Origin of the sequence: Weissella oryzae SG25 (genome assembly GCF_000691805.2) — a bacterium.
GTDB lineage: Bacteria > Bacillota > Bacilli > Lactobacillales > Lactobacillaceae > Weissella > Weissella oryzae.
The window spans coordinates 1-21,975 of record NZ_DF820499.1; the positions used below are offsets into that span (position 1 = coordinate 1).

Below are 21,975 nucleotides of genomic sequence, written 5' to 3' on the forward strand. Positions count from 1 at the left end.
AAGCGATTCAATCAGTGGTTCAGATTCAACGTCCGATTCATTGAGTGATTCAATTAGTGGTTCAGACTCAACGTCCGATTCATTGAGTGATTCAATTTCAGGTAGTGATTCAACGTCCGATTCATTGAGCGACTCAATCAGTGGTAGTGACTCAACGTCCGATTCATTGAGTGATTCAATCAGTGGCTCAGATTCGACATCAGATTCACTAAGTGACTCAATCAGTGGTTCAGACTCAACATCTGACTCATTAAGTGATTCAATGTCAGAATTAGATTCAGAAAATGCAATGAATCAAACGTTGCCAAATACGGGAATGGAAAATTCTGAAATGCTGCAAGTGTTTGGCGAACTGCTACTAGCATTAACATTGTTAGGACTTAAGCGGAAAAATAAATAGACATGTCATAGATTTATAGAATTGAATTGTAATTTTGACATGCAAACTTCTTAATTAAAAAAGGTACCAATGAAATTAATTTTCCATTGGTACCTTTTTTAATTTACTTTTATATTAGAGGAGGAAGTGTATAAATAGATTCAATAATTAAATTATTAAGCTAGAATTTATTTTCATAAATTTTTTGTGAAAATAAATTTGTGGTTATAATCTGTAATACGATAATTTATGCTATATTTAACTTAACATTATAGGTAGGTGATAAATATCGACACAAAGATTAGCAAAAAATTAATTATTGAAGCAGCATGGGGCATACTTGAAAATGATGGCCTGGATTCCTTGAGCATGCGCAATATTGCAAACGAATTGGGGATTAAAGCGGCTACATTATATTGGTACTTTCCAAACAAATTAGCGCTAATGACAGCACTAAGTGATGCTGTAACAGCAACAGTAATTTCAAAATTTACATATTCAAATGACTGGCAGATTGATTTATTAAATAATGGTTTAACTTTTTCCAGAGAGCTAAGGGAAAAACCTTATTCAGCAGATTTGATTGTATCTATGCCACCAAATTCTGAAAAATATCTGATGTTGATGGACCGGCTCTTGCAAATTATTGATCATTTAGCCCTATCAGATTTGGAAAAATTTTATTCAATATCAATTTTTCAAGATCAAATATTATCTTTTGAAAGAGATTTTTTGCTTCAACAAAATACTGTGCGCAGTAGAGAGCACAGTATTTCAAACATCCCCGATATTCCAGTGTTATCACGCATATTTAACCAAGGCCTTTTTAGACACTTTGGACAAGAAAGTATGTTAGCTTGGAATCTTAAAATGATTATTGCTGGAATTGACCAGGCAACAAAAAAATAAGAAAAGGTTCAAAATTTTGAACCTTTTTTATTTACAATGTTATCTAACACCGTTAGACAAAAGGAGAAATTATGCAAAATATTGTATTAGATGAAAAAGTTTCAATGAAAAAAGTTATCCCAATTGTGATGACAATTTCAGTTGGGATGTTGTTGGTCATGATGGATACAACAATTATGAACATAGCAGTTCCAACGCTTAATAAAAGCTTTAATACGTCATTGAAGACCGTTCAATGGGTGATTACAGGCTATACATTTGCATTAGCAGCCGTTATACCATTATCTGGTTGGCTTGCTGATCGCTTTTCAGATAAAAAAGTATTCTTTAGTGCGATTGCTTTGTTTACTTTTGCTTCGTATTTATGTTCTTTAGCGTCATCAATTGATTATTTAATCTTGTTTAGAGTGATTCAAGGGCTTTCCGGAGGAATCGTTGGGCCAATCGGTATGGCATTATCATGGAAGGTTATTCCACAAGAAAAAAGAGGCGCATTAATGGGTCTGCTAGGCTTACCCATGCTGATTGCACCAATTGCTGGTCCACTACTAAGTGGTTGGTTACTAGACATCGCCAGTTGGCATGCTGTTTTCTTGATTAATATTCCAGTTGGCTTAGTTGCTTTGTTTCTTGTTTATAAATTTATTCCGACTAGTAAAGAAATTCAAAATGAAAAATTAGATTGGAAGGGTCTATTATTAGCACCGATAGGCTTTTTGAGTATTTTGAATGGTATTAATCGGCTTGGCGGTCATAGTTTAAATGATGCTTTAACATCTGGATTGATAATTTTAGGAGTTCTTCTGATTATTGTTTTTTACTTTGTTGAGTTAAAAAGTAAGAATGCTTTAATGGCAGTTGAAGCATTTAAGGATGGTAGATTTGTTCGTGGAATATTGGTTAGTTGGCTAAATCAGATTGTCTATTTTGGGACAATGTTATTAGTACCATTATTCTTACAGACAGCGAAGGGATATTCGCCATTACATGCTGGTGAGATGTTAGCACCTTTAGCGATTGCTTCATTCGTCGGAATGGTGATTGGTGGGAAATTGTTTGATCGTTGGGGAGTGAGGGCAGCTGCGCTTCCTGGAGTAGCACTCATGATAGCTGGAATTTATTTATTGACTGGGCTAAGTGTTACGACGAGTTTAACACAATTGATAAGTATGATTTTGTTGCTTGGCGTTGGACAGGGTATGACAATGATGCAAATTAGCACGTATAATTTGTCAGTTGCTCCTAAAAATGTAGTCACCAGAATTACTCCGATGATAAATTCAGCAATGCAAATTGTTAATTCTTTAGCTGTAATTTTGCTAAGCAACGTGCTAACTAAAAATATTGCTCAGGCCACAAAGAGCCTTGACGTGTTTAATCAAGCTGCCTTTAAGAAAAGCATAATTGAAGCATATGGTACGACATTCTGGTTGCCACTAGGTCTATTAGTCGTTAGTTGGTTATTGGTAACAACCTTATCAAATAAAACTAACAAAGTACAAAAGAGCCAAACTGTTTAAACAATAAATTATTAAGTGTTAGTGACCTAATTAAGACCTCAAAGAAGTGTAGGACTTACTACACTTTTTTGAGGTCTTTTAATAGCCCAAAGGAGTAAAATTACACCTTTATGAAGGGGAAGCAGTATTATATTATTTATCGAAGTAATCTTTCAGGGTTACTAACAAAAGATAAATTAGTCAAAAAAAGAACAACCATAGTTGTTCTTTTTGAAAAAATTTAGTTAGATTACTTACTTAAAAATTTGTGAAATCCCTTCTTTGTAAGAAGTGATTTTAAAGTTAGGGAAAGCCGTTTTGAATTTTTCACTACTAAAAAGGTTATCAACTTGATAGCGAGGTAATAATTCCTGTAACTCTTGCATTCTAGGATTAAAATATTTTAATAGTTTAAATAACCACATTTTTACGATAGTATAAGGAATCTTTTTATGTAAGATTTCCTCTGTTAATGTAATTATTTCTTTATATGATACTGGATCAGCACTCGGTAAATGCCATGTTTGTCTGTACGCGCTAGGTGTATTACCAATTAGCGCTATGGCCTTACTGGCATCTGGAGTCCAAATGAGAGTACGCAAAACTTGATCATTTACAGGAATGATTGGTTTCTTACCTTGTTTAATTCGATTAAACACCAGTGAGTTTGTTATGCTTTGTGTTCGGCCAGGGCCATAAAATTCTGGAGCCCGACAAATAACAGCCAATAAAGTATTATCCTTAATTGCTTGTAAAACAAGTTCTGCTGCCTGGGCACGAATGACTGATTTTCGACCGTTTGGAACAAAAGACGACGTTTCACTTTGAAGTTGATTATCCTTTGCATACATATAGGTATTATCAAAATACACAAATTTACTGTCATATTTTTTGGCAGCATTAATGACATTTTGTAAAATTCGTAAATATTGAGTTTCCCACAGTTGCGAATTCATTGGTAAACCGAGGGTGAAATACACGATATCACTATCTTTAACGGCCATATCAGCATCTTCTGCCAGCAAAAGGTCAGCTGGGACTAGCTGATCAGAATCGTGAATCCGTTGCGGATTTCTACTAACCAGTCGAATATCTTTTGAATAGTGCCGATAGAGGGTTTTAGCCAACTCGGTTCCAATCTGTCCATTACTCCCTAAAATTGTTTGCATAATTTTATTCCCCACAAAAGAATTGAATTTTTATGAATTTATGAGCATCTAGTCCCAAATTTTGAAGCTCTATGCTAAAGCTTTAATTAGCAATTCAGCAACTAATTTAGGTGAGAAGGGATTTTGGCCAGTGATTAGCCGACCATCTTGAACTGCGTAAGGCTTGTAAGCGCGTTTCTTCATGAAGATACCACTCTGTTCATGAACTATTTTTTCATTTAGAAAGGGTACTTCTCTAAATTTCCCACTTAGGTACTCTTCGCTCGTTGTAAAACCTGTGACCTTCTTTTGGGTAAGAAAAGCTGAGCCATCTTGATTAGTTAAAGGAAATAGGCCGGCAATGCCATGACATACGGAACTAATATAACCATTATTTGCGTATATTTTTTCAGCAATTTTAGCGATTTGTAAATTATCCGGAAAGTCCCACATTACACCATGCCCACCGGTATAGTATATAGCAACATAATCATTTGGATTAACTTCGACTGGAGCTAATGAATTTTGAAGTGCCTTAGTCAAAAACTTAGGATCGCGATACATTGTGTAAATTTCTTTATTTGCATATTTTAAACTTCTGGGGTCAATTGGTACATAACCACCAAGTGGACTCATATAGTCTACATCAATATTAGCTTTTTTTAATTCGGTCACAAATTCAGTTGCCTCACCTACCCATAAACCGGTAGCATCATCATTATTACCGTAGGTTGATATATTTGTTAAGACAACAAGCACTTTTTTCATGATTAAAATTAACCTTTCTAACTCTTTTTTTTGATAATGATACTCTAAATCGGTTAAACTGTACATATGATTAACTTGTAAATTATGAATATATTGTATTGGCATTATTATAGTTATCTACATAATTAAGCTGAAATAAGCTGTTTTTTATAAATCATGAAAATAGTAGAATCCTCAACAATATGCGATTATTAAACAACATACATTAAAAAAGGTTCACACTCAGTAAAACACCGAGAGTGGACCAATATCTGAATATCAAATATGATAGGGCTAATTTTTAGGGTAAACTTCATACTTGTAATCCATTGCTTTGGAGCTTTCTAAGCTAATGGGTTGGTTAGAAATAAAAATTTTAGGCTCAATTTATGAAATTTATTAATAAACATTTTAGAGGTTAGACTTAAAGAAAGGCACAAGTTGTTCAATAGCTGCATTAACAGCTTTAGGCTGATCATATAAATCATAATGTGAAACGCCGGGTAAGACCGTTAGATGTTTATTCTTTGAAGCGGCTTTATTATAGATTTCATAAGCAAAGCGGTATGATCCAAAACTACCCGGTCTATCACCAACCACCATTTCTAGCGGTTGATTGAGCAGCTTTTCAACCAAATTTACTGGATCATAGTTAAGTAATAAGCCAAAACTGGTGAAGAGAACTTTATTTGGTGAAAAGGAATCTTGGCCTCGCGGTGTTCGATAGTAATCAACGGCCTCTATAACATCTATGTCATTTAGTTGCATTTGGATACGTTCAGACTGATTATTCGGAATCCATTGTGTTATTAGGGGCTCTGAGCCGGTGGCTTCGGCTGTACGTTGCTTAGCAATTTGCTCTAAGGTTGCAATTAAGGCATCATCTGGCCCAAATGATTCACGATAGGCTCCTCCGGCGCTTGCAGCAGATACAGTTCCAATTGCTTTAATACGCTTATCGGTTTTTGCTGCATTAATGGTGTAACCACCCCCAGCACAAATTCCCATTGCACCAATACGACTGTTATCGACAAAGGGAAGTGTATTTAAATAGTCGATGGCGTACATAATATCAGTTGTTCTATTAGCAGGATCTTCGATATAACGGGGTTCACCTTCACTTTGACCTTGATAAGAGGCATCAAAAGCTAATGCTAGAAAGCCATTTTCAGCCAGTTTTGTAGCATAAATACTTGAAGTTTGATTCATATCAGCGCTCGTCGGATGGGTTATGACAATTGCTGGTTGTTGAATTTGTTCACTAAAATTTTCTGGGAAAAATAGCCGACCAGCCAAATTGAAATGACGTCCTTTGAATTTTATATTATTAGTAGTAATCATTGTGGTTATCTCGCTTTCTATTTCTATGTTTAGTAGTATAGGTAAGAAAGTAAGGAAGATACATACCAAGTGCATTTTAAATGTTACTTTAGTAACATTTTGAGTTGATTTGTTACATCAGAGGGGGAGCTGAGAAATCGATAAACGAAAAGAAAAAACTTTAGCCGGAATTGGGTTAGCTTTTGAAAAGCTCTTATCAGAAAAGGCTTTTGATGAAATTACGATTACTGACATAAGTAAGGAAGCTAATATAGCACGTAAGACTTTTTATAATTATTATGAGGATAAGTATGAATTAATTGATAGGTTAGCATCTTTAACCTTCTTAGAACTAGAAAAATTAAGTCATGGTAATTTAGCTATCTCACATCAAGAGCGAATCGTAGTATGGCTGAAGTATATAAAGGAACGGCAAGCATTGTTCCATGTTTTGTTGACAATTGAAAGGACGTATTCTTTTCGGGTTAAGTTTATAGATTACTTGCGAGATAGTCTTAGAAAGCATGGAGATTTTAAAAATAATGAACTTAGTTTGCAATTTTACGCTAACGGCGTTTTGGGGTTAGTCAACACTATGATTGATAATAGAATAGAGACAAACGTTAATGATGTAGCAATTGAAATTAATAAACTTGTACCAATTGTCTTTTTAGATTAGACTACACTAACAAAAGCGGTTAGGCCTTATTTAAGGAGTATTTTGGCTATAAAACTATGTTAAATAGTAACCCTAGTAAGTAATCAGGATTGAACAAGAAGATAAAATAATTTATTACAACAAATAAAACCACTTAACTTTAAATCAAATTAGATTTATAGCTAAGTGGCTTTATTTTTTTATATTGATGCCTAGTAAAAAGTAATTCAACGCTAAATTTTATAATTTTCAACTAATTTATTGTCAAAGCACTAATGCTAATCAAACCTTTCTACAATGATTCCCGATTCTCAATGGTTGAAGGGATTTTGGTCTTCACGTTCTCTATAGGTGATGCGTTATTCAAAGCGTCGAGGATTTTACTTGCAGCTGTTTGGCCGATTTCTAATGGATGTTGAATGATTGCGGAAATATTCGGCGTTATTAAATCAGCAAAGCCATTATCATCATAACCAATAACACCCACATCATTGGGGAAATCAAGCTGATTTTTTCTGAGGAATCGGATGACTTCCCAGAGAATTTCACCATTTAAAGCATAAATAGCGCATTTAAGGTTAGCATTTATTTGATTGATAACCATATGCTGCCAGTTGTCATTTTGGTCAATATCAATGACATTAACAGTTATTTCAGTCTCAACGAGGCTTGTGGTTAGACCATTTACACGATTCTTTCGACTGCTAATATTTCTAGTGTTGTTGGTCAAAACGATAATATGTTCATAGCCTTTATCCTGGAGAATTTGACCAACTATAAAAGATTTATCGTAATTATCTGATACCACGGATGGCCAGATATGCTGATCAATATAGCGATCGACTTGAATTGTTAAAATTTTTGAATCAATTAGATTTTGATACTGGTTGATGTCATTAGTCAGTGGTTGAATAATGACCGCATCAGCTTCATCTGCAATTAGTTTTTGAATATTCATAAATTCAATTTTAGTTGAATTATCAGCATCCATAATCATGACTTGATAAGGAGAGTTAGCAAAAGCATCATTAATGCCTTTGAGTAATCGTGATGTATAAGGATTAGAAATGTCAGCAACAGAAATCCCAATTAAATACGAGCGATGATTTTTAAGGGATTGAGCACTGCGATTAGGCTGGTAATTTAAGTCTTCAATCGTTTGCTCAATCTTTTTTTTCGTGTCAACAGACATATTGTTATACTTTTGATTTAAAAATCTGGAAACGGTGGTCTTTGAGACCCCAGCAGTGCGAGCAATATCATTAATAGTCGTTTTCTTCATAATAGGGCAATTATACACTAAAATTAATTAAAAAATTTGACAGCACATTTGGAAGCGATTACAATATATTTTGTAAACCGGTTTCCGAAAACGATACACCAAATTATTTAATTTTGAAAAAACAAGAGGGCAAAAAAATGGAAGAAACTAAAATGCGGATTGATCCTCATCAATTCGCAATGACATTTATTAGTTCAATGCGGGGAGAACATCAAGCACATAAATCGACCGAGCAACTTGCAAAAGATGCGTTGACAAGTTATTTATCGGCATATTTTTTGATTGAGAAGTTTAATGAGCTTGATGCAAAAAATTTTAGTTCAGACTCAACAAGTGATTGGCACCAGTTGTCATTTGATGAGTTGCTAGCCAAAGTTACAGAGCTAAATAAATATTGAGGTGACAAAAATGAATGTAGCACAAATTGTACTAAATAATTTAGTTTTCGATAAAGAGCATCAAGCAGGTGAAAATCAATTAACGATGTTAAAAAAAGCACTTGAATTTAACATTAGTCAGGTGGAACTCCGGCGTGAATATTTCTTTGATATTGAGAATGAAATTAAAGATATTAAAAATTTCACGAATACGCATGGAATAAAATTGTTTTATTCAGTACCAGATGAATTATTTATTAATGGTGAATTAAATACAAAACTTGATATGTATTTTGCAGAAGCTCAAGCAATGGGAGTTTCGGTTATTAAATTTAACATTGGTGAATTTGATGACATTAGAGCAAAACAGCTTGAAAAGTTGGCTATGTATTCAAAAATTCTTGATCAAATGAATATTGAAAATAACCAAATTAAGTCAATGGGTAGCATTTCAGCTATTCAAAAATTTATGGAAATTATGGTGGAGCATGACTTAGCAATTGGTTATGTCTACGATATGGGTAATTGGCGTTACGTGGGTGAAAATGAAATGAAGGCAGCACAAGCTTTAAGGCAATACGTTAAATATATTCACGTTAAGGATGGTCTTGGCTTTGCTAGTGATAGCAAAACCGTTCCTTTGGGGCAGGGTGAAATTGACTGGCCAGCTATTTTGGCGATTTTGCCTAAAATGCTCCCAGTTGCATTGGAGTATCCAGTAAATTCTGATTTAGAAATTATCGATGGTATTGAAAGGTTAAAAGCTGAGGGTTTGACATGACAAATATTATTATTAGTTCATTGCTGTTATTAACATTCTTAGGTTTTATTTTCTATATTGTCAAAGGTGGAAACCTAATGATTGGTTTCTTTATTATGGCAATTCTATGGTCAATAATTGGCTTAGTACCTCTAAGTGTGGTGATGCAAAAGGTGATTGCTGAACCCGCCTTAAATTATGGGTCCACCATTATCTATATTGTCTTTGGTTCTTGGTTTGGCAGAGTTTTAGTGGATACAGGAATTGCTGGTTCAATTTCCTTAAGGACACAAAAGCTAGGTAAGAAAGCGCCAGTCCTGGCAACAATTGTTATCATCTTAGTAACTGCCTTAATTTTCTCATCTGCTTATGGTGTTGGATCAGTTATGGCCATTGGGGTTATCCTAATTCCAATTTTATTGTCAATTGGGGTACCGTTAAAAGTTGCAATTCCAACTTTTACTATGGCCATTGGTTCAGCAATGTATATTAACGTTGTGCTTTTTAATCAAATCAAAGTCTTTTTCCCAACGGTTAGTTATTCTGGAAAGTATTTGTCTTTTGGAATTACAGCAATGATTGTCCAATTAGTTGGCATTATTATCTTTGTCTTATTTCACAGCAAGAGTATTAAAGATGACCATATTGATGTCATTGAAGCTGAGCAAACTAGTGAGAAAACAGAACGAGTTAATCCGATTACGTATGTTATCCCACTATTACCAGTTATGTTTAATTTGCTGTTTAAATGGGATGCGATTCCGGCCTTGTTAGTATCAACCATTATCGCCTTACTCTTAACTGGCAAGATGAAATCATATAAAAAACTAGTTGAATTTATTAATAAGACAACTAGTCAGGCAATTAATGATATTGCTGGTTTGATAATGTTTTTGATGTCCCTAATCATGTTCGTTGGTGCTGCCACGATTAATGTGCCACGGTTTAAGGGCTTAATTGAGGTAATCTTACCGCATAGTACCTTGGTGCTTGCAATTGCAATTGGAATTTTAGCACCGCTGGCCTTATTCAGAGGACCACTGCATGTTTGGGGAGCTGGAGCCGCTACAGTATCAGTATTAGCCGCAACGCATACATTCAATCCAATGTTTTTGTTGCCACTGTTCTATACCGTAAGTATCATGGCCGTATCAATCGACTTAACGCAGTCATGGAATACATGGTCATTAACTTACTCGAAGTTAGATGCTAAGACGTATCTTAAAATGGGTGTACCAATTATGTGGCTCATTACATTTATTAATACAGTCCTTGTTTATCTTTTCTTTGGACATTAAATTTAATTAGAAATAGGAGAATGTATATGACTGAATTATTGACACTAGGTGAGCCAATTGTCACCTTTGCAGCAACAGATGCAGATCAAGGCTTAGTCGATAGTATAAACTACTACAAATTGCTTGGTGGAGCTGAACTTAATGTAATGATTGGTGCAACTAGATTGGGTCATTCTACAAATTATGTTTCGCAGGTTGGGGCAGACCCATTAGGTGAGTTTGCAATTAAAAATATCGAAAAGTTTGGGGTTGGTACAGAATATATTAGTACTGATTCAACTAATTGGACGGCGTTTCAACTAAAAGAACGGGTTTCAGCGGGTGATCCAAAAACCTTCAACTTTAGAAAAAATTCAGCGGCAGCCCATTTAAAGAAAGACATTATTGATAAGATTGATTTGTCTAACGTTGCCATGACACATTTATCAGGTATCTTCCCAGCAATTTCTGAAACAGCTAGAGAAACCTTTGAATATTTTGCCCAAAAAATGTTGGCAAATAATATTCCAACAACCTTTGATCCAAATTTGCGTCCAGCTTTGTGGGAATCACAGGAAAAAATGACGACGACAATCAATGAATTGGCAAAATATGGTCAGATTGTTTTACCTGGAATCGATGAGGCCGAAATTCTAATGGGTTCAAGTGAGCCTGAAGAAATTGCGGACTTTTATCTTAATAATAGTGAGGTTACAAAAACAGTTATTGTAAAACTTGGCCCTGCTGGTGCATATGTTAAAAATGAAGGTGAAGAGGCTGGCCAGCTAGTACCAGGATTTAAAGTAGAACACGTTGTTGACACGGTCGGGGCAGGTGATGGTTTTGCATTAGGCGTTATTACTGGTTTGATAGATGGATTAGATATGTATCATGCTGTCGAACGTGGAAATATAGTAGGGGCTTTGCAGGTCCAGACGCCAGGGGATAATGATGGTTATCCCACACCGGATGAGCTTGCAAAATTTATAGCGATGAATAAAGGAGAATAAAATGTCAGAACAAATCGTATTTTTACCAGATGATATTCCTGCTGTTGGTAAGGAACTCTTAGCGCAGGCAGGCTTAGAAGTAGTTATTGGGTCAGGTCGTGATAAACAATTAATGATTTCTGAAGGTGCGAAAGCCAACGCAGTCTTAATTGGCACTCAGAAGTTCGATGCAGAAATAATGGATAGCATGCCAAATTTAAAGGTGATTGCACGAAATGGTGTTGGCTATGATTCTGTTGATATTGAAGCAGCAACAAAGCGTGGGATTCAAGTTGTTAATACACCAACTGCACTATCAGGTTCAGTGGCGGAAACAGCTGTTGCAGAGTTGCTAGCTATCAGTAAGAATCTTTATCAAGATTCAAAGGCATTGAATGAGGATAACTGGAACTATCGTAAGACTCATTTGGGCCGTGATTTATATGGTAAAACCGTTGGAATTCTTGGCTTTGGTCGAATCGGCCAAATGGTTGCGCAAAAATTACAAGGTTTTGAGGTTAAAATTATTGCAGTTGATCCATTTGCCAAGGCAAAGGATAACGTAACGATGGTTGAACGAGATACTTTGTTTAAGGAAGCCGATTATGTGATGGTACATTTGCCAGCTATACCAGAAACTGAGCATTCAATTGGCAAAGCTGAGTTTGATATGATGAAGGATGACGCCTATATTATTAATATGGCACGTGGAAGTATAATAGTTGAAGCTGATTTAGTGGATGCTTTGAAAAAGCATACCATTGCGGGTGCAGCCCTTGATGTCTTTGAAGCAGAGCCATTGCCAATATCAGATCCTTTAGTTGGTTTAGAAAACGTTTTGCTAACGCCACATATTGCTTCTAATACAGTTGAAACTAAGCGTCGTATGGCCATTGATGCGTCAAATGATATTATCAGTGTCTTGAAGGGCGAAGAACCGAAGTTTAAAGTTAATCATATTTAATAATAAAGAAGCATTCAATTCCTTTAAAATTGAATGCTTTTTTTATGGCTGCTCGATTGCTTATCATAAATTGTAACCTTTTACATAAGCAGTATTTTACGTTTTTTAGTACTAATTGCTGAAACTAATTGGCAGGATAATTATAAATTAAAAAGTTTTACTTACGAGAAGGATTTTAATCTGCTATATTAAATATTTGATAACTAAAAGGGGGGCATTTTATGCCAAGTAATTTTAAAGAAGAAGCGTTTTTTACGGCCTTAATGGCAGGCTTAATGGTTTTAGGTATGACAATGTATAATGTTGTGCTACATAATGGCTTAGCAATTTCAAGTATCCTAGATGGTTTATTAGGCTATCCACTTGCTTTACTAGTAGCAGTTATATTTGATATGGTACTCGTTGGACCAATTGTTAAAAAGATTGTTTTTGGTTACATTAGAAGAAATAACTTAAAAGATGTAAAGCCACTTTTTATTGGCTTAGCAATTTCAAGTATGATGGTTTTAGGTATGGTAACGTTGATGTCAATTTTTGGCATGATTATGTCACCAACTCAGGGGTCAAGCTTAGTAGCAATTTATGGGCATACCTGGCTATTTAATTTAATTGTTGCATTACCGTTGCAATTGTTGTTAGTTGGTCCATTTTCAAGAAAAATGTTGGCATTAATCCAAAATTAGAGTGGATTACTCATATAATGAATAAAGAGCCTGTCATGTTTTGACAGGCTCTTTATTATTTGTATGTAGTGCCAAATATTTAAAGCTAGGAATAGTGAATGCTTTAGATTGGTACTATTATAGTAGGAAAATGTTCAGATAAGTTATTAATGTTTAATAGATAACTTTTAGTTTAAATATTGTTGCTAGCAATATTGTTAAGACTAAGATTTTATTTTATTAGATGACTTTTTGTTAGTGCTAACTAGATAATCAGCGAAAATATTACCCAATACACCAATACCAAATACACCAGCTAACATTGCAACCATAATTTCTAATGGTAAAGTACCAAACTTTAAGGGGTTACTGTTTATCATCAAAGCAACTACGACAGTTGCCATCCCCGTCAACCAAGCAGCACTGTCAATCCAACGGTTTACTGCTGGAATGGCACCAAGTAAAATGGCGCTTGCACCCAGAGCGCTCGTTACTATATACAATGTTGTTTGAGGAAAGGTAGTTAGTCCCGGTAAAATTACATCAAGTAGGCCAAGGGGGATACCTAACCATAGACCAAAGAGAATCCGCCATTTATTTTGGTTTTGGTTTCCGGCAGCAACAAAGAGGCCGGCAGAAATAAGCGCAATGGCACCTACTGTAACACCAAGATGTGGTGCTAAAACAGCCCAAGCAGGTGGAACTAAAGCAATGAAAAGGGCTACTGCGGAGCTTCGCTTATATATTTTAATTACTTTCATACGGAATTCCTACTAAAAATGTAAAGGTCATTGACACTTAAGTTAAGTACAACTATTTTTATTTGAAAATAATCGCTGGCTAATCATTTATTCAAAAGGGACTTTGCCCAGACCACCTAGTTCATGTAAACGGCCGCCCACCTCTAAGTCAAGGGTCTTACCATCTGCAAGTTCAACTGCTTCGGCCTTAAAGCCAGCAGCGTTAATTAAAACTTCGATTGAGTTTTTGGCTTCGGCCTTAGCTGAGTAATAATATAAAATAGCTTTTGGATCCAAATGAGCAGAGTCAGAGAGGGAACTAGCTTGTAGTGTGCCAAAGGCTTTAACATAGCTAGCTGATATAGGCAGTAGTTGCTGTAAAATTTCACCAGCTGCCGTTTTGTCTGGCAAATTTTTGTAAACATTGCCATTTTCATCAAAAGCAATTGGATTTGACGGATCAATGATAATCTTATCAGCTAGTGCTTTAAAGTTATTATTGATAAACTGCATTTGTTCAGCAAACCAAATCGACAAGATTAGAATGTCAGCTTTTTGCAAGGCAACATCTGCAGTAACTGCTGAAAAGTTATTACCTAATGTTTGTGCCAATTGTTCAGCCTTCTCTTGGTGAGTGTTAACCAATAAAATTTCTTCATTAGAGTTAGCTAAGTCATTAGCGATGGCTGATCCGATACTTCCAGTTCCGATAATTGCTATTGTCATGTTACTTACCCCAGTTCCATAAATTTAGTTAACTCGCTTCTGATTTAACTATCGAAAAGTAAGTTATATCTAAATTATAAGCTCCAATCGAGGAATGTCAATCTAATTAGGGGATTATCATAATACTTTTGATTGGTAAGAAAATAGTTAAAGTAATTGATAGTTGAAGTGGTTTTAGTTGTTTAGCTTTGCGTAAAAGTGAATAATTTAAAGTAGTTTGGGATTAAAAATAGTTGAAACCTACTATCTAGGCAGGAAGTTTTAAATTTTTTTAAATAGGCAAAAATAATATCTACATATATAAATTTGTCAAGTAAAGAGTACTGACATATCCAAAGACTGTTTCTAAAAATTACTTATATATTGTTAATAATAAAAGGATTAGCTGTTTTTATAGTTACCCCTATAAAGGGTAACTTACTCATCCAGAACATAAATACTAAGCCATAATATTATATATTAAGCGAAATATTTCAAAATATTAGTACAAGTTAAAAGAATAAATTAAGCTTGAATGATTTTTAAAATTATCATATAATTCTCTTGTACAAAAACTTGTACAATATTGTTTATTTTAGAGGAGATTGGTTAATTATGACGTATAAGGTTGTTTTATCTAGCGTTTCTGTTTTAGCTGCTTTAGTTGGGGTTGGTATTAGTACGGTTGGGGTTGCAAATGCACAAAGTAATTTGCCTGCCGCAACTAGCACTAAGCAAAACGATGCGAGTGGTTCTGTGTCTGGCAAGTCTGATGCAACGGTTAAGGTTGAGCAAGGTTACTTGACACTTGATGCTGTTCCAGATATGAACTTTGGAATGACTGCTCAAACAAAGACAGCTAATAAGAATATTCCATTAGTTAGCAATGCTGGTTTGATTGATGATGATGGTAACGATTCAGGTATGTTGAAGGTTACTGATTCACGTGGTACAGATGATGGTAAGACCGTTACTACTATGCCATGGAATTTGACGGCACAATTAGGTTCATTTAGTTCTGCTTCTGGAGCCGCTTTGACTAGTTCAAGCGACTGGGCAATTCATTTGAACCAAACAGCAGGTACAAATTCTGTTAGTGCAGCAAATATGCCGGCTGTTTACCAACCAGTTTTGACATCTGGTGATAATGCTGAACATCAAGTGCTAAAGTCATCACAAGGTAATGGTACTGGAAGTACTACCGTTTATTATAATAAGGCCAACGATGCTTCCTTAGATATGGGAGCAAATGTTCCAGCTGGACAATATGATGCACCAATTACTTGGACGTTGAATGCAACACCTACTTCGGCCTCAAATTAATATTCGGGCGAAATAATTAATATAACTATGGGCCCTTTGTATTAAGGGCCTTTTTATTAGAAAAAATAAGTCAAGGGAAATACAAAATATGTTAAAAAAAAGCACAATGTTAAGTCTGGCTTTTTTACTCACTATTCTCGGTTTTTCATTTTTATTTAGTACGAGTTCACAGGCAGCTGGGACATCAGATATAGCAATATCACCAGTTTATCCAAGTAATCAAATCAGTAAAAATGGTATCTTTGATCTAAAAGTAGAGCCAGGTCAGACGCAAACAGTTTCAATGAAAATTGCTAATTTGTCAAAGGAAGCCAAGACATTAAAAATAACTGCCACAACTGCGTATACCTCTGATGGCGGTGTTTTGGCAATTGACCGTGATACTATTCCAAAAAGTGAAACCTTGAAATATAAGTTTCAAGATCTCGTTGCTAAAGATGATCGGACTAAGACCCTTGAAATTCCGGCGAATCAAATTTTAGAAGTCCCTTTTAAATTGAATATTCCACAAAATAAATTTGATGGATTAATTGTTGGGGGTCTTTTGGTACAAACTGACAACACAGCTAATCCAATCAATAATAAAGGTGTTAGTGTAAAGAACAAGTTTGCATATGCAATGAGCGTGGTGCTTAAAGAGCAAGATCAGACAGCGGAACCTAACGTTAAGTTAGGAACAATTAAGGCTGGAAAAGTAGGTAGCTCGATTAAAGTTAAATCGGAATTTAAAAATACAGCACCAGCTATTGTTAGTGATATGAGTGTTGATTCAGTTATTACAAAAAAAGATTCAAACATTGTTATGGGTAAGACAACGCAAAATGGAATGAGCATGGCACCAAATTCACAATTCAGCTTTGCAAACAATTGGAGTAAAAAAAATATTTTACCTGGAAGTTATCACTATAAGGCTACGGTACAAACTGCTGATGGGCATCATTGGCTGTTAGAAAAGGATTTTAAGATTAGTATTGCGGATGCTGTATTGTTGAATGATCATTATAATCCTTGGATTAAGTATATTGTATTGGTAATTATCTTGATAATTCTTGCATTAATCGTTTGGTATATTGTGAAGAAACGGAAACAAAATAAGAAGGAAGTAACTGAATAATTTAGTAAGTTTAATACGAATAAAAGGAAAACATAGATTATGAAAAAATTCGCGATATTTTTCTTTATGAGTGCCGTAACTTTAATAATGTTTTCAAGTTTAAAAAATGTTAGCAAGGCAGAAACTTATAGGAAGTCTGATACGACAATTCAAGTCAAACCAGATGGATCCAGTTCAAGTTCTGCAAGTGAAAAAAGTAGTAATACGAATACTATAGTTGAGCCAAACAATGAAAATCACCCAATGGTAGTGATTAAACCAGAAGAACTACCAGAAACTGGTTATTATCTTAATTGGGCGATTAGTGTATTTGGAATTGTATTGGTTGCTCTAAGTGCATATGCTTGGCATATGACTAAAAATAAGGATACAAAGTAGCAATGAAAAGGCTAAGTAGTGTAATTAAACTCGTCAATATTCTTTGGTTAAGCATATTTAGCCAGGCTGCGTTTGCAGAAGCGGCAACTTTTCAAGGTAAAAATTTAGTTTTTGATACGATGCCAGTCATGGAAGTTAAGACGGATAAGAGTAATATTTATGCCTTTAAGTACGCTGCCAACCAGGAATATACATTGAAAGCCAATATCACTAACATGAGTGAGCACCAGCAAAAATATCGGATTGAGTTGTTAAACGCTTTTGATAATCAAAATGGACAAATTGTCTATCAAGCCAATTCGGCAAAAAATGGTCTTAGAAATTTAGCAGCCAAGCCGACTAAGAATGGAACAGTGGCTGGTCATCAAGAGGTCGAAGTTGAACTTAAATTAACCGCACCTAAAACACCGATTAATGGAGTTAAATTAGGCGGCTTTGGTCTGACCGAGGTTTCAGATGAAAATACGGGTTATATCAAAAACGATATTTCTTTTGTAACGAGTGTTTTATTATCAGCAGATGACGATGTTGAAACAAGTGACCTTTCAACAATTAAGTTATTAAAAGTTAATTCGATATATTCAAAAAATGAGAAAGGGTATCAATTATCCTTCAAAAATTCTGGTAATAAGATAATTACAAATATGTCGGCCAATATAAATATTAATAATCAAACTAAGCAGGTCTTAAAGAATATTTCTGTAACACCAGATAGTGAGATGACGCTTTTTGTGCCTGACGAACAGCCAAATAATCAGATTAAAGCTGCTAAAGTAACGCTTAAAAAAGCCAGGCAAAGCCGATTTTTGACTTATAAAGGCCAAACAACTCCGGTAGTTAAAACTGATGAAAAATCATATTCAAAAATTTACATCTTATTAGGCATCGTCTTATTCATTATTTTAGGACTAGGTTGCTTTACGTTGATAAGAAGGGGAGAAAAAGATGGGCAATAAATGATCTTTATATCAATTTTTACTATTTATGATCTTGTTATTGCAAATTCTTAATAATAAATTGAATTGTGGGCTGTATATATAGGTTGTTGATAGTTAGTAAGTAATTTATTAAATAAAAATAAAAAGGATTTACCCTAATAATGAAATTAAAAAAATTTATTTTTATAATTTTTAGTATGTTTCTTTTGGTGTCTATAATTCCTGGTTTTATCTTGGGATCTAAAGCAGATGTAATTAACAATAATACGCAGGATGCTATTGGCACACCTTCAGACGCGCATCAACCATCTGATGACGGATTTTGGTTTATTTTAACTTTAAAGTCGGGATTTATTATTCAGCCACAATCTGAGCAAAATATAGTTGCTGGTGATAAACCTAAAATTGATGCCAATTTTGCTAATCAGAGTCTGAATCCTGGTGTTTCAGTAAAAATTATCAAATGGAGATGGGACACAAATAATAGTAAGTGGGTTAACGAGGGATCAACCGATTATTCAACTTCTTCGCAATTAATAACTGGGCGTACAGGAATTAGTACAGATAAAATTGATTCAATTCAAAATCCAGGAACATATTATTATCAAATTGCTGTTCTTAATGGTTTTTGGCCTATAAGAAAGACGTATTATTCACAACTTGCTAAAGTAAATGTTAGTTCCGTTCCCGTTCCATCTTATAGACTAAGCATTGATGCTCCTAATATAGTATTTGCTGGGCAGATTAATGGTAAAGATGCAGACATTGGATATGATGCTAAAGGAATTTTAACTCCAAATAATTCTACTGATTCAATTAAGTGGGTTGATTCAAATGATGTTAAGTTTTCTCCTAGTGAAGGTATAAATACTAAATTCTCTGTTCCTTCATCGCTAAATAATAAAATAAACAGTAGCACAGAAAAATCAGGAATTCCAGTACAATTAAATGCAACTGCTGGTAATTCTAATGCTACTAAGGAAGTATTGGTTGGCGGTTTGGCGGCAAAGTCTATTGTGAAAAATACATCTTTTAACTGGTCAATTGATGGATTAAGTGACTTTAAAAAAATTGCAGGAGATAATGTTACAAGCTGGAATTATCAGTGGAATTTCTTTGATGCAAATGGGAATAAGATTACTGATACTGATGGTATTAAGAACGTATCTGGTACAGTCCAAAATCTGGAGGATCTCAATAATACTAAAGTACTTACTGTCTCAAGTGGTAAATTTATGGACGCTGCATACGTTGCTTCTGAGAGTAATAAACCTTATAGTGCACAAATGATTCTTACTTTTAATATTTCAGGTCAATCTGTGACGGTGAAGACCAATAAAGCTAATCTATTTGTTACAGCTCCAAATAAATCAGTAAAGCTTCAAATGGAAGACACGATATTCAATAGAACATATGTTAATTCTCATGATGCTAGTAATACAGTGATAGACAACGTAATTAGTGGCGATTCAATTGAATATATTACTAAAGTTAACAATACTGAGGTTAATTCGAGATTAATTAATGGTAAATATGTATTTAATATTCCTAGTAAAACGAAGCTGAGTTCAATTAGTTTAGATGGCAATACGTTAAATTTAGGAACTGACTACACAGTGCAAGATCATGGAGCTTATCAGTCAATCACGATTACGCACCTAAACATTGACGGAGGAAGCTCAATCACTTTAGATGCAAAGGCAACGTTGAGTGCGGCTGATAATGCAGATTCATTTACTATGACACCGGAAATCAAGGGAAATAATATTGATGGTAGTACTTATCAACTTATGGGAACAGCTTTGAAAATTAACTATTCAAAGAACCTGTTAGCCCTAAGCCCTACCAATATTGACTTTGGTGGTCATCGCTTTGTCAATCATGATCAAATTATTAATCGTGAGGCAACCACTAATGCACCAAATAGTGTGCTTAACATTACAGATGCAAGAAGAAATCATTTACCTGTAAAGTTGTTTGTTAATCAAAATGGACCATTTAAATTACTTTCGGACCTTAATGTTGTTTTACCTTCACAATTGCGACTATATCAAAATAATAGTTTTGTAACTTTAGATAATAACCCCGTTGAAATCGCTGAAACAAAATCTGGGGATCAAGTTAAATCAGTCATTTGGACTAAAGATGAGGGACTTAAATTGTATTCAAACGGGACTAATTTTATGCCAGGCGATTATCAAACAACGTTAACTTGGACTGCTACTGTTGATGGTTATTAGTTTTGCATAACTAAAAGGTTGCCAATTTTGGCAGCCTTTTTAATTTCTGTCCGCTAACAAATTAGTAAGTAAATCACTTTTTATTCTTTAAAGCGTCGGTACTAATTAAGTAGAATAACTTTGAAGTTAAACCAATAAAAGCTGTAGAACGCTCAAAAAAGAATCAACGAGTGATTCATTGAGCGGATCAACTTCAGATAGTAAATCAATGTTGGACTCAATTAAAGACTCACACGGATTGTCACATATTGATTCCTTGCTAAATATCGATATGGTAAACAGCACATGATTACAAATATTTGGTGAATTGATTTTGTTATTGTCGTTGCTAGGAATTAAACATATAAATTATATATAGGAAATATTGTTGTTAAATCTATAATTTTTGGATTTGTGTGGCAGTTACTATTTAGAATACAAAGAAAAATCGAATAGCTTATAAACTTTAATGGCTTGAAGTTAATCGACTTTTTCTTATAATCACTGTTTCAATAAATAATTAATTTTTGGATTTGAAATTTATTTAAAAAACAACTAATTCATTAACAACCTAAATATCTATTATTTGGTCAGTACAAGTAGGTATGAAGGCAAACGTAAAAGTTGTGATCACTTATTAGAAAATATAGATAGTCATCTTATATTTAATGTTGTATGTTCTTAAACATATTTCATGAAGAAATAAATGGATTAGATATGTGGATTTGGGGAGATGACTACACAGATAAAACCCAATATCCAGATAACAATGTGTATTAGTAATACGTATCACGACTTTATAAAATTCTCTTTGTTATATCTCTATCATATGTAAAAAAAATACCAGTATAGAACAATGCTAAGTCATCGAAATATAAGCTAATTAGAATGTTTACTTGACAAGAATTGGTAAAAATAGTATGCCTATAAATAAAAGGGACAGTTGTCTTTCAAAAATGGAATCATAAAGTTCTTATTTTTGACCATATATGTTAATTAATTGAAAAAATAAATAAGTAATATAAAATGATTATGCTTGAAAATACAATGTTTAACAACTTAGTGAATTAAAGAGCTTGAATATAATTTAGGGTTAGCTAAATTATATTGTGTTCAATATGGGGGCTTAGGTGTTTGTAACTAACAAAGTTTTTGAACTAATTTTATAAAAAGAGAGCCAAAGCAGAAAACTAATATTTAAGAAAAATAATATTAAAAAGTTACTAGATTCCAATCACAGATAACGATACAATGCTTACAAATCAAGTAAGACTTGGATTTATGTGGCAATTACAAGTTTTGCTGGGGTATTTGGCAGTGGAGCTGTTGTATCAAACCTTGTGCATGCGGATAGTGTTTTAAGTGATAATAAAGAAGTTGGTAGTTCAAACCTCTTAGTCGGCCAGAGTAAAGCGAAGATAAGGGCCTATTCAGCAGAATCTAGGCAAGCAAATCAGTCGACAATTCTATTGACAGCACGATAGCATTTGGAAAAATAAAGTTAGTTTCAATGGATACTATGTTTATAAAACTTATATCAATATTTCAACTCATAAAGGAGTAGACATAATTGCTCAGATAAATGAA

22 protein-coding genes are annotated in these 21,975 nt (G+C 34.2%); 16 read left to right on the forward strand and 6 right to left on the reverse strand.

Features of this window, described 5'->3' with window-relative positions:
• From TT13_RS09325 to TT13_RS09335, 3 genes are all read left to right on the forward strand, one after another.
• Window positions 1-400: LPXTG cell wall anchor domain-containing protein (locus TT13_RS09325; protein WP_045477127.1), on the forward strand; the 400-nt coding region annotated here is incomplete at its 5' end.
• Between the two features lie 258 nt (window positions 401-658).
• Window positions 659-1,288: a TetR/AcrR family transcriptional regulator gene (locus TT13_RS09330; protein WP_082816218.1), complete on the forward strand. Its 630-nt coding sequence runs from the start codon at window positions 659-661 to the stop codon at window positions 1,286-1,288.
• Between the two features lie 71 nt (window positions 1,289-1,359).
• Complete coding sequence (locus TT13_RS09335; RefSeq protein ID WP_045477129.1) at window positions 1,360-2,808, forward strand: MDR family MFS transporter; 1,449 nt, start codon at window positions 1,360-1,362, stop codon at window positions 2,806-2,808.
• A 233-nt stretch (window positions 2,809-3,041) separates the two neighbouring features.
• Here the strand turns inward: TT13_RS09335 and TT13_RS09340 are convergent, their stop codons facing one another.
• The 3 genes from TT13_RS09340 to TT13_RS09350 all read right to left on the reverse strand — a co-directional run bounded on the left by TT13_RS09340 (window position 3,042) and on the right by TT13_RS09350 (window position 6,023).
• The gene (locus tag TT13_RS09340; RefSeq protein WP_027699720.1) at window positions 3,042-3,956 is read right to left on the reverse strand and encodes an NAD-dependent epimerase/dehydratase family protein; all 915 of its coding nucleotides are present in this window, start codon (window positions 3,954-3,956) and stop codon (window positions 3,042-3,044) included.
• Between the two features lie 69 nt (window positions 3,957-4,025).
• A complete protein-coding gene (locus TT13_RS09345; RefSeq protein WP_027699721.1) occupies window positions 4,026-4,703 on the reverse strand; it encodes a type 1 glutamine amidotransferase domain-containing protein in 678 nt (225 codons plus the stop codon).
• A gap of 390 nt (window positions 4,704-5,093) precedes the next feature.
• Entirely contained in the window at window positions 5,094-6,023 is a 930-nt protein-coding gene (locus TT13_RS09350) for an alpha/beta hydrolase (RefSeq protein ID WP_027699722.1), read from the reverse strand.
• A gap of 169 nt (window positions 6,024-6,192) precedes the next feature.
• Between TT13_RS09350 and TT13_RS11730 the strand changes: the two genes are divergently transcribed.
• Window positions 6,193-6,681, forward strand: coding sequence for a TetR family transcriptional regulator (locus tag TT13_RS11730; RefSeq protein WP_422821964.1), 489 nt, complete (start codon window positions 6,193-6,195; stop codon window positions 6,679-6,681).
• Window positions 6,682-6,952: 271 nt separating this feature from the next.
• Here the strand turns inward: TT13_RS11730 and TT13_RS09360 are convergent, their stop codons facing one another.
• Entirely contained in the window at window positions 6,953-7,942 is a 990-nt protein-coding gene (locus tag TT13_RS09360; RefSeq protein WP_242868535.1) for a LacI family DNA-binding transcriptional regulator, read from the reverse strand.
• Window positions 7,943-8,079: 137 nt separating this feature from the next.
• Here TT13_RS09360 and TT13_RS09365 point away from each other — a divergent pair, with 137 nt between their 5' ends.
• The 6 genes from TT13_RS09365 to TT13_RS09390 all read left to right on the forward strand — a co-directional run bounded on the left by TT13_RS09365 (window position 8,080) and on the right by TT13_RS09390 (window position 12,992).
• A complete protein-coding gene (locus TT13_RS09365) occupies window positions 8,080-8,340 on the forward strand; it encodes a hypothetical protein (RefSeq protein WP_027699725.1) in 261 nt (86 codons plus the stop codon).
• 10 nt (window positions 8,341-8,350) lie between these two features.
• Window positions 8,351-9,100, forward strand: a complete 750-nt coding sequence (locus TT13_RS09370; RefSeq protein WP_027699726.1) for a sugar phosphate isomerase/epimerase family protein — start codon at window positions 8,351-8,353, stop codon at window positions 9,098-9,100.
• The gene (locus TT13_RS09375) at window positions 9,097-10,377 is read left to right on the forward strand and encodes a hypothetical protein (RefSeq protein ID WP_027699727.1); all 1,281 of its coding nucleotides are present in this window, start codon (window positions 9,097-9,099) and stop codon (window positions 10,375-10,377) included. Before TT13_RS09370 ends, TT13_RS09375 begins: the two co-directional genes overlap by 4 nt.
• A gap of 26 nt (window positions 10,378-10,403) precedes the next feature.
• A complete protein-coding gene (locus tag TT13_RS09380; protein ID WP_027699728.1) occupies window positions 10,404-11,366 on the forward strand; it encodes a sugar kinase in 963 nt (320 codons plus the stop codon).
• A 1-nt stretch (window position 11,367) separates the two neighbouring features.
• Complete coding sequence (locus TT13_RS09385) at window positions 11,368-12,309, forward strand: hydroxyacid dehydrogenase (RefSeq protein ID WP_027699729.1); 942 nt, start codon at window positions 11,368-11,370, stop codon at window positions 12,307-12,309.
• Window positions 12,310-12,530: 221 nt separating this feature from the next.
• Entirely contained in the window at window positions 12,531-12,992 is a 462-nt protein-coding gene (locus TT13_RS09390; RefSeq protein ID WP_027699730.1) for a DUF2798 domain-containing protein, read from the forward strand.
• A 203-nt stretch (window positions 12,993-13,195) separates the two neighbouring features.
• Here the strand turns inward: TT13_RS09390 and TT13_RS09395 are convergent, their stop codons facing one another.
• The gene (locus TT13_RS09395; protein WP_242868536.1) at window positions 13,196-13,732 is read right to left on the reverse strand and encodes a DUF1097 family protein; all 537 of its coding nucleotides are present in this window, start codon (window positions 13,730-13,732) and stop codon (window positions 13,196-13,198) included.
• Window positions 13,733-13,819: 87 nt separating this feature from the next.
• Window positions 13,820-14,461: an NADPH-dependent F420 reductase gene (locus TT13_RS09400; RefSeq protein WP_278279348.1), complete on the reverse strand. Its 642-nt coding sequence runs from the start codon at window positions 14,459-14,461 to the stop codon at window positions 13,820-13,822.
• A 570-nt stretch (window positions 14,462-15,031) separates the two neighbouring features.
• On the opposite strand from TT13_RS09400, the gene TT13_RS09405 reads away from it, so the two are divergent.
• From TT13_RS09405 to TT13_RS09430, 6 genes are all read left to right on the forward strand, one after another.
• Window positions 15,032-15,739 carry a WxL domain-containing protein gene (locus TT13_RS09405; RefSeq protein ID WP_027699732.1) on the forward strand — a complete coding sequence of 236 codons (708 nt, stop codon included), beginning with the start codon at window positions 15,032-15,034 and terminating at the stop codon, window positions 15,737-15,739.
• 88 nt (window positions 15,740-15,827) lie between these two features.
• The gene (locus TT13_RS09410) at window positions 15,828-16,853 is read left to right on the forward strand and encodes a WxLIP family cell surface protein (protein ID WP_027699733.1); all 1,026 of its coding nucleotides are present in this window, start codon (window positions 15,828-15,830) and stop codon (window positions 16,851-16,853) included.
• Window positions 16,854-16,892: 39 nt separating this feature from the next.
• On the forward strand, window positions 16,893-17,231 hold the full coding sequence (locus tag TT13_RS09415) for an EF2685/EF0750 family sortase-dependent surface protein (protein ID WP_027699734.1): 339 nt from the start codon (window positions 16,893-16,895) through the stop codon (window positions 17,229-17,231).
• Between the two features lie 2 nt (window positions 17,232-17,233).
• Window positions 17,234-18,187 carry a WxL protein peptidoglycan domain-containing protein gene (locus tag TT13_RS09420; protein WP_027699735.1) on the forward strand — a complete coding sequence of 318 codons (954 nt, stop codon included), beginning with the start codon at window positions 17,234-17,236 and terminating at the stop codon, window positions 18,185-18,187.
• A 215-nt stretch (window positions 18,188-18,402) separates the two neighbouring features.
• A complete protein-coding gene (locus TT13_RS09425; RefSeq protein WP_190279657.1) occupies window positions 18,403-20,409 on the forward strand; it encodes a hypothetical protein in 2,007 nt (668 codons plus the stop codon).
• 1,262 nt (window positions 20,410-21,671) lie between these two features.
• Window positions 21,672-21,872: a hypothetical protein gene (locus TT13_RS09430; protein WP_027699737.1), complete on the forward strand. Its 201-nt coding sequence runs from the start codon at window positions 21,672-21,674 to the stop codon at window positions 21,870-21,872.
• Window positions 21,873-21,975: the final 103 nt, after the last annotated feature.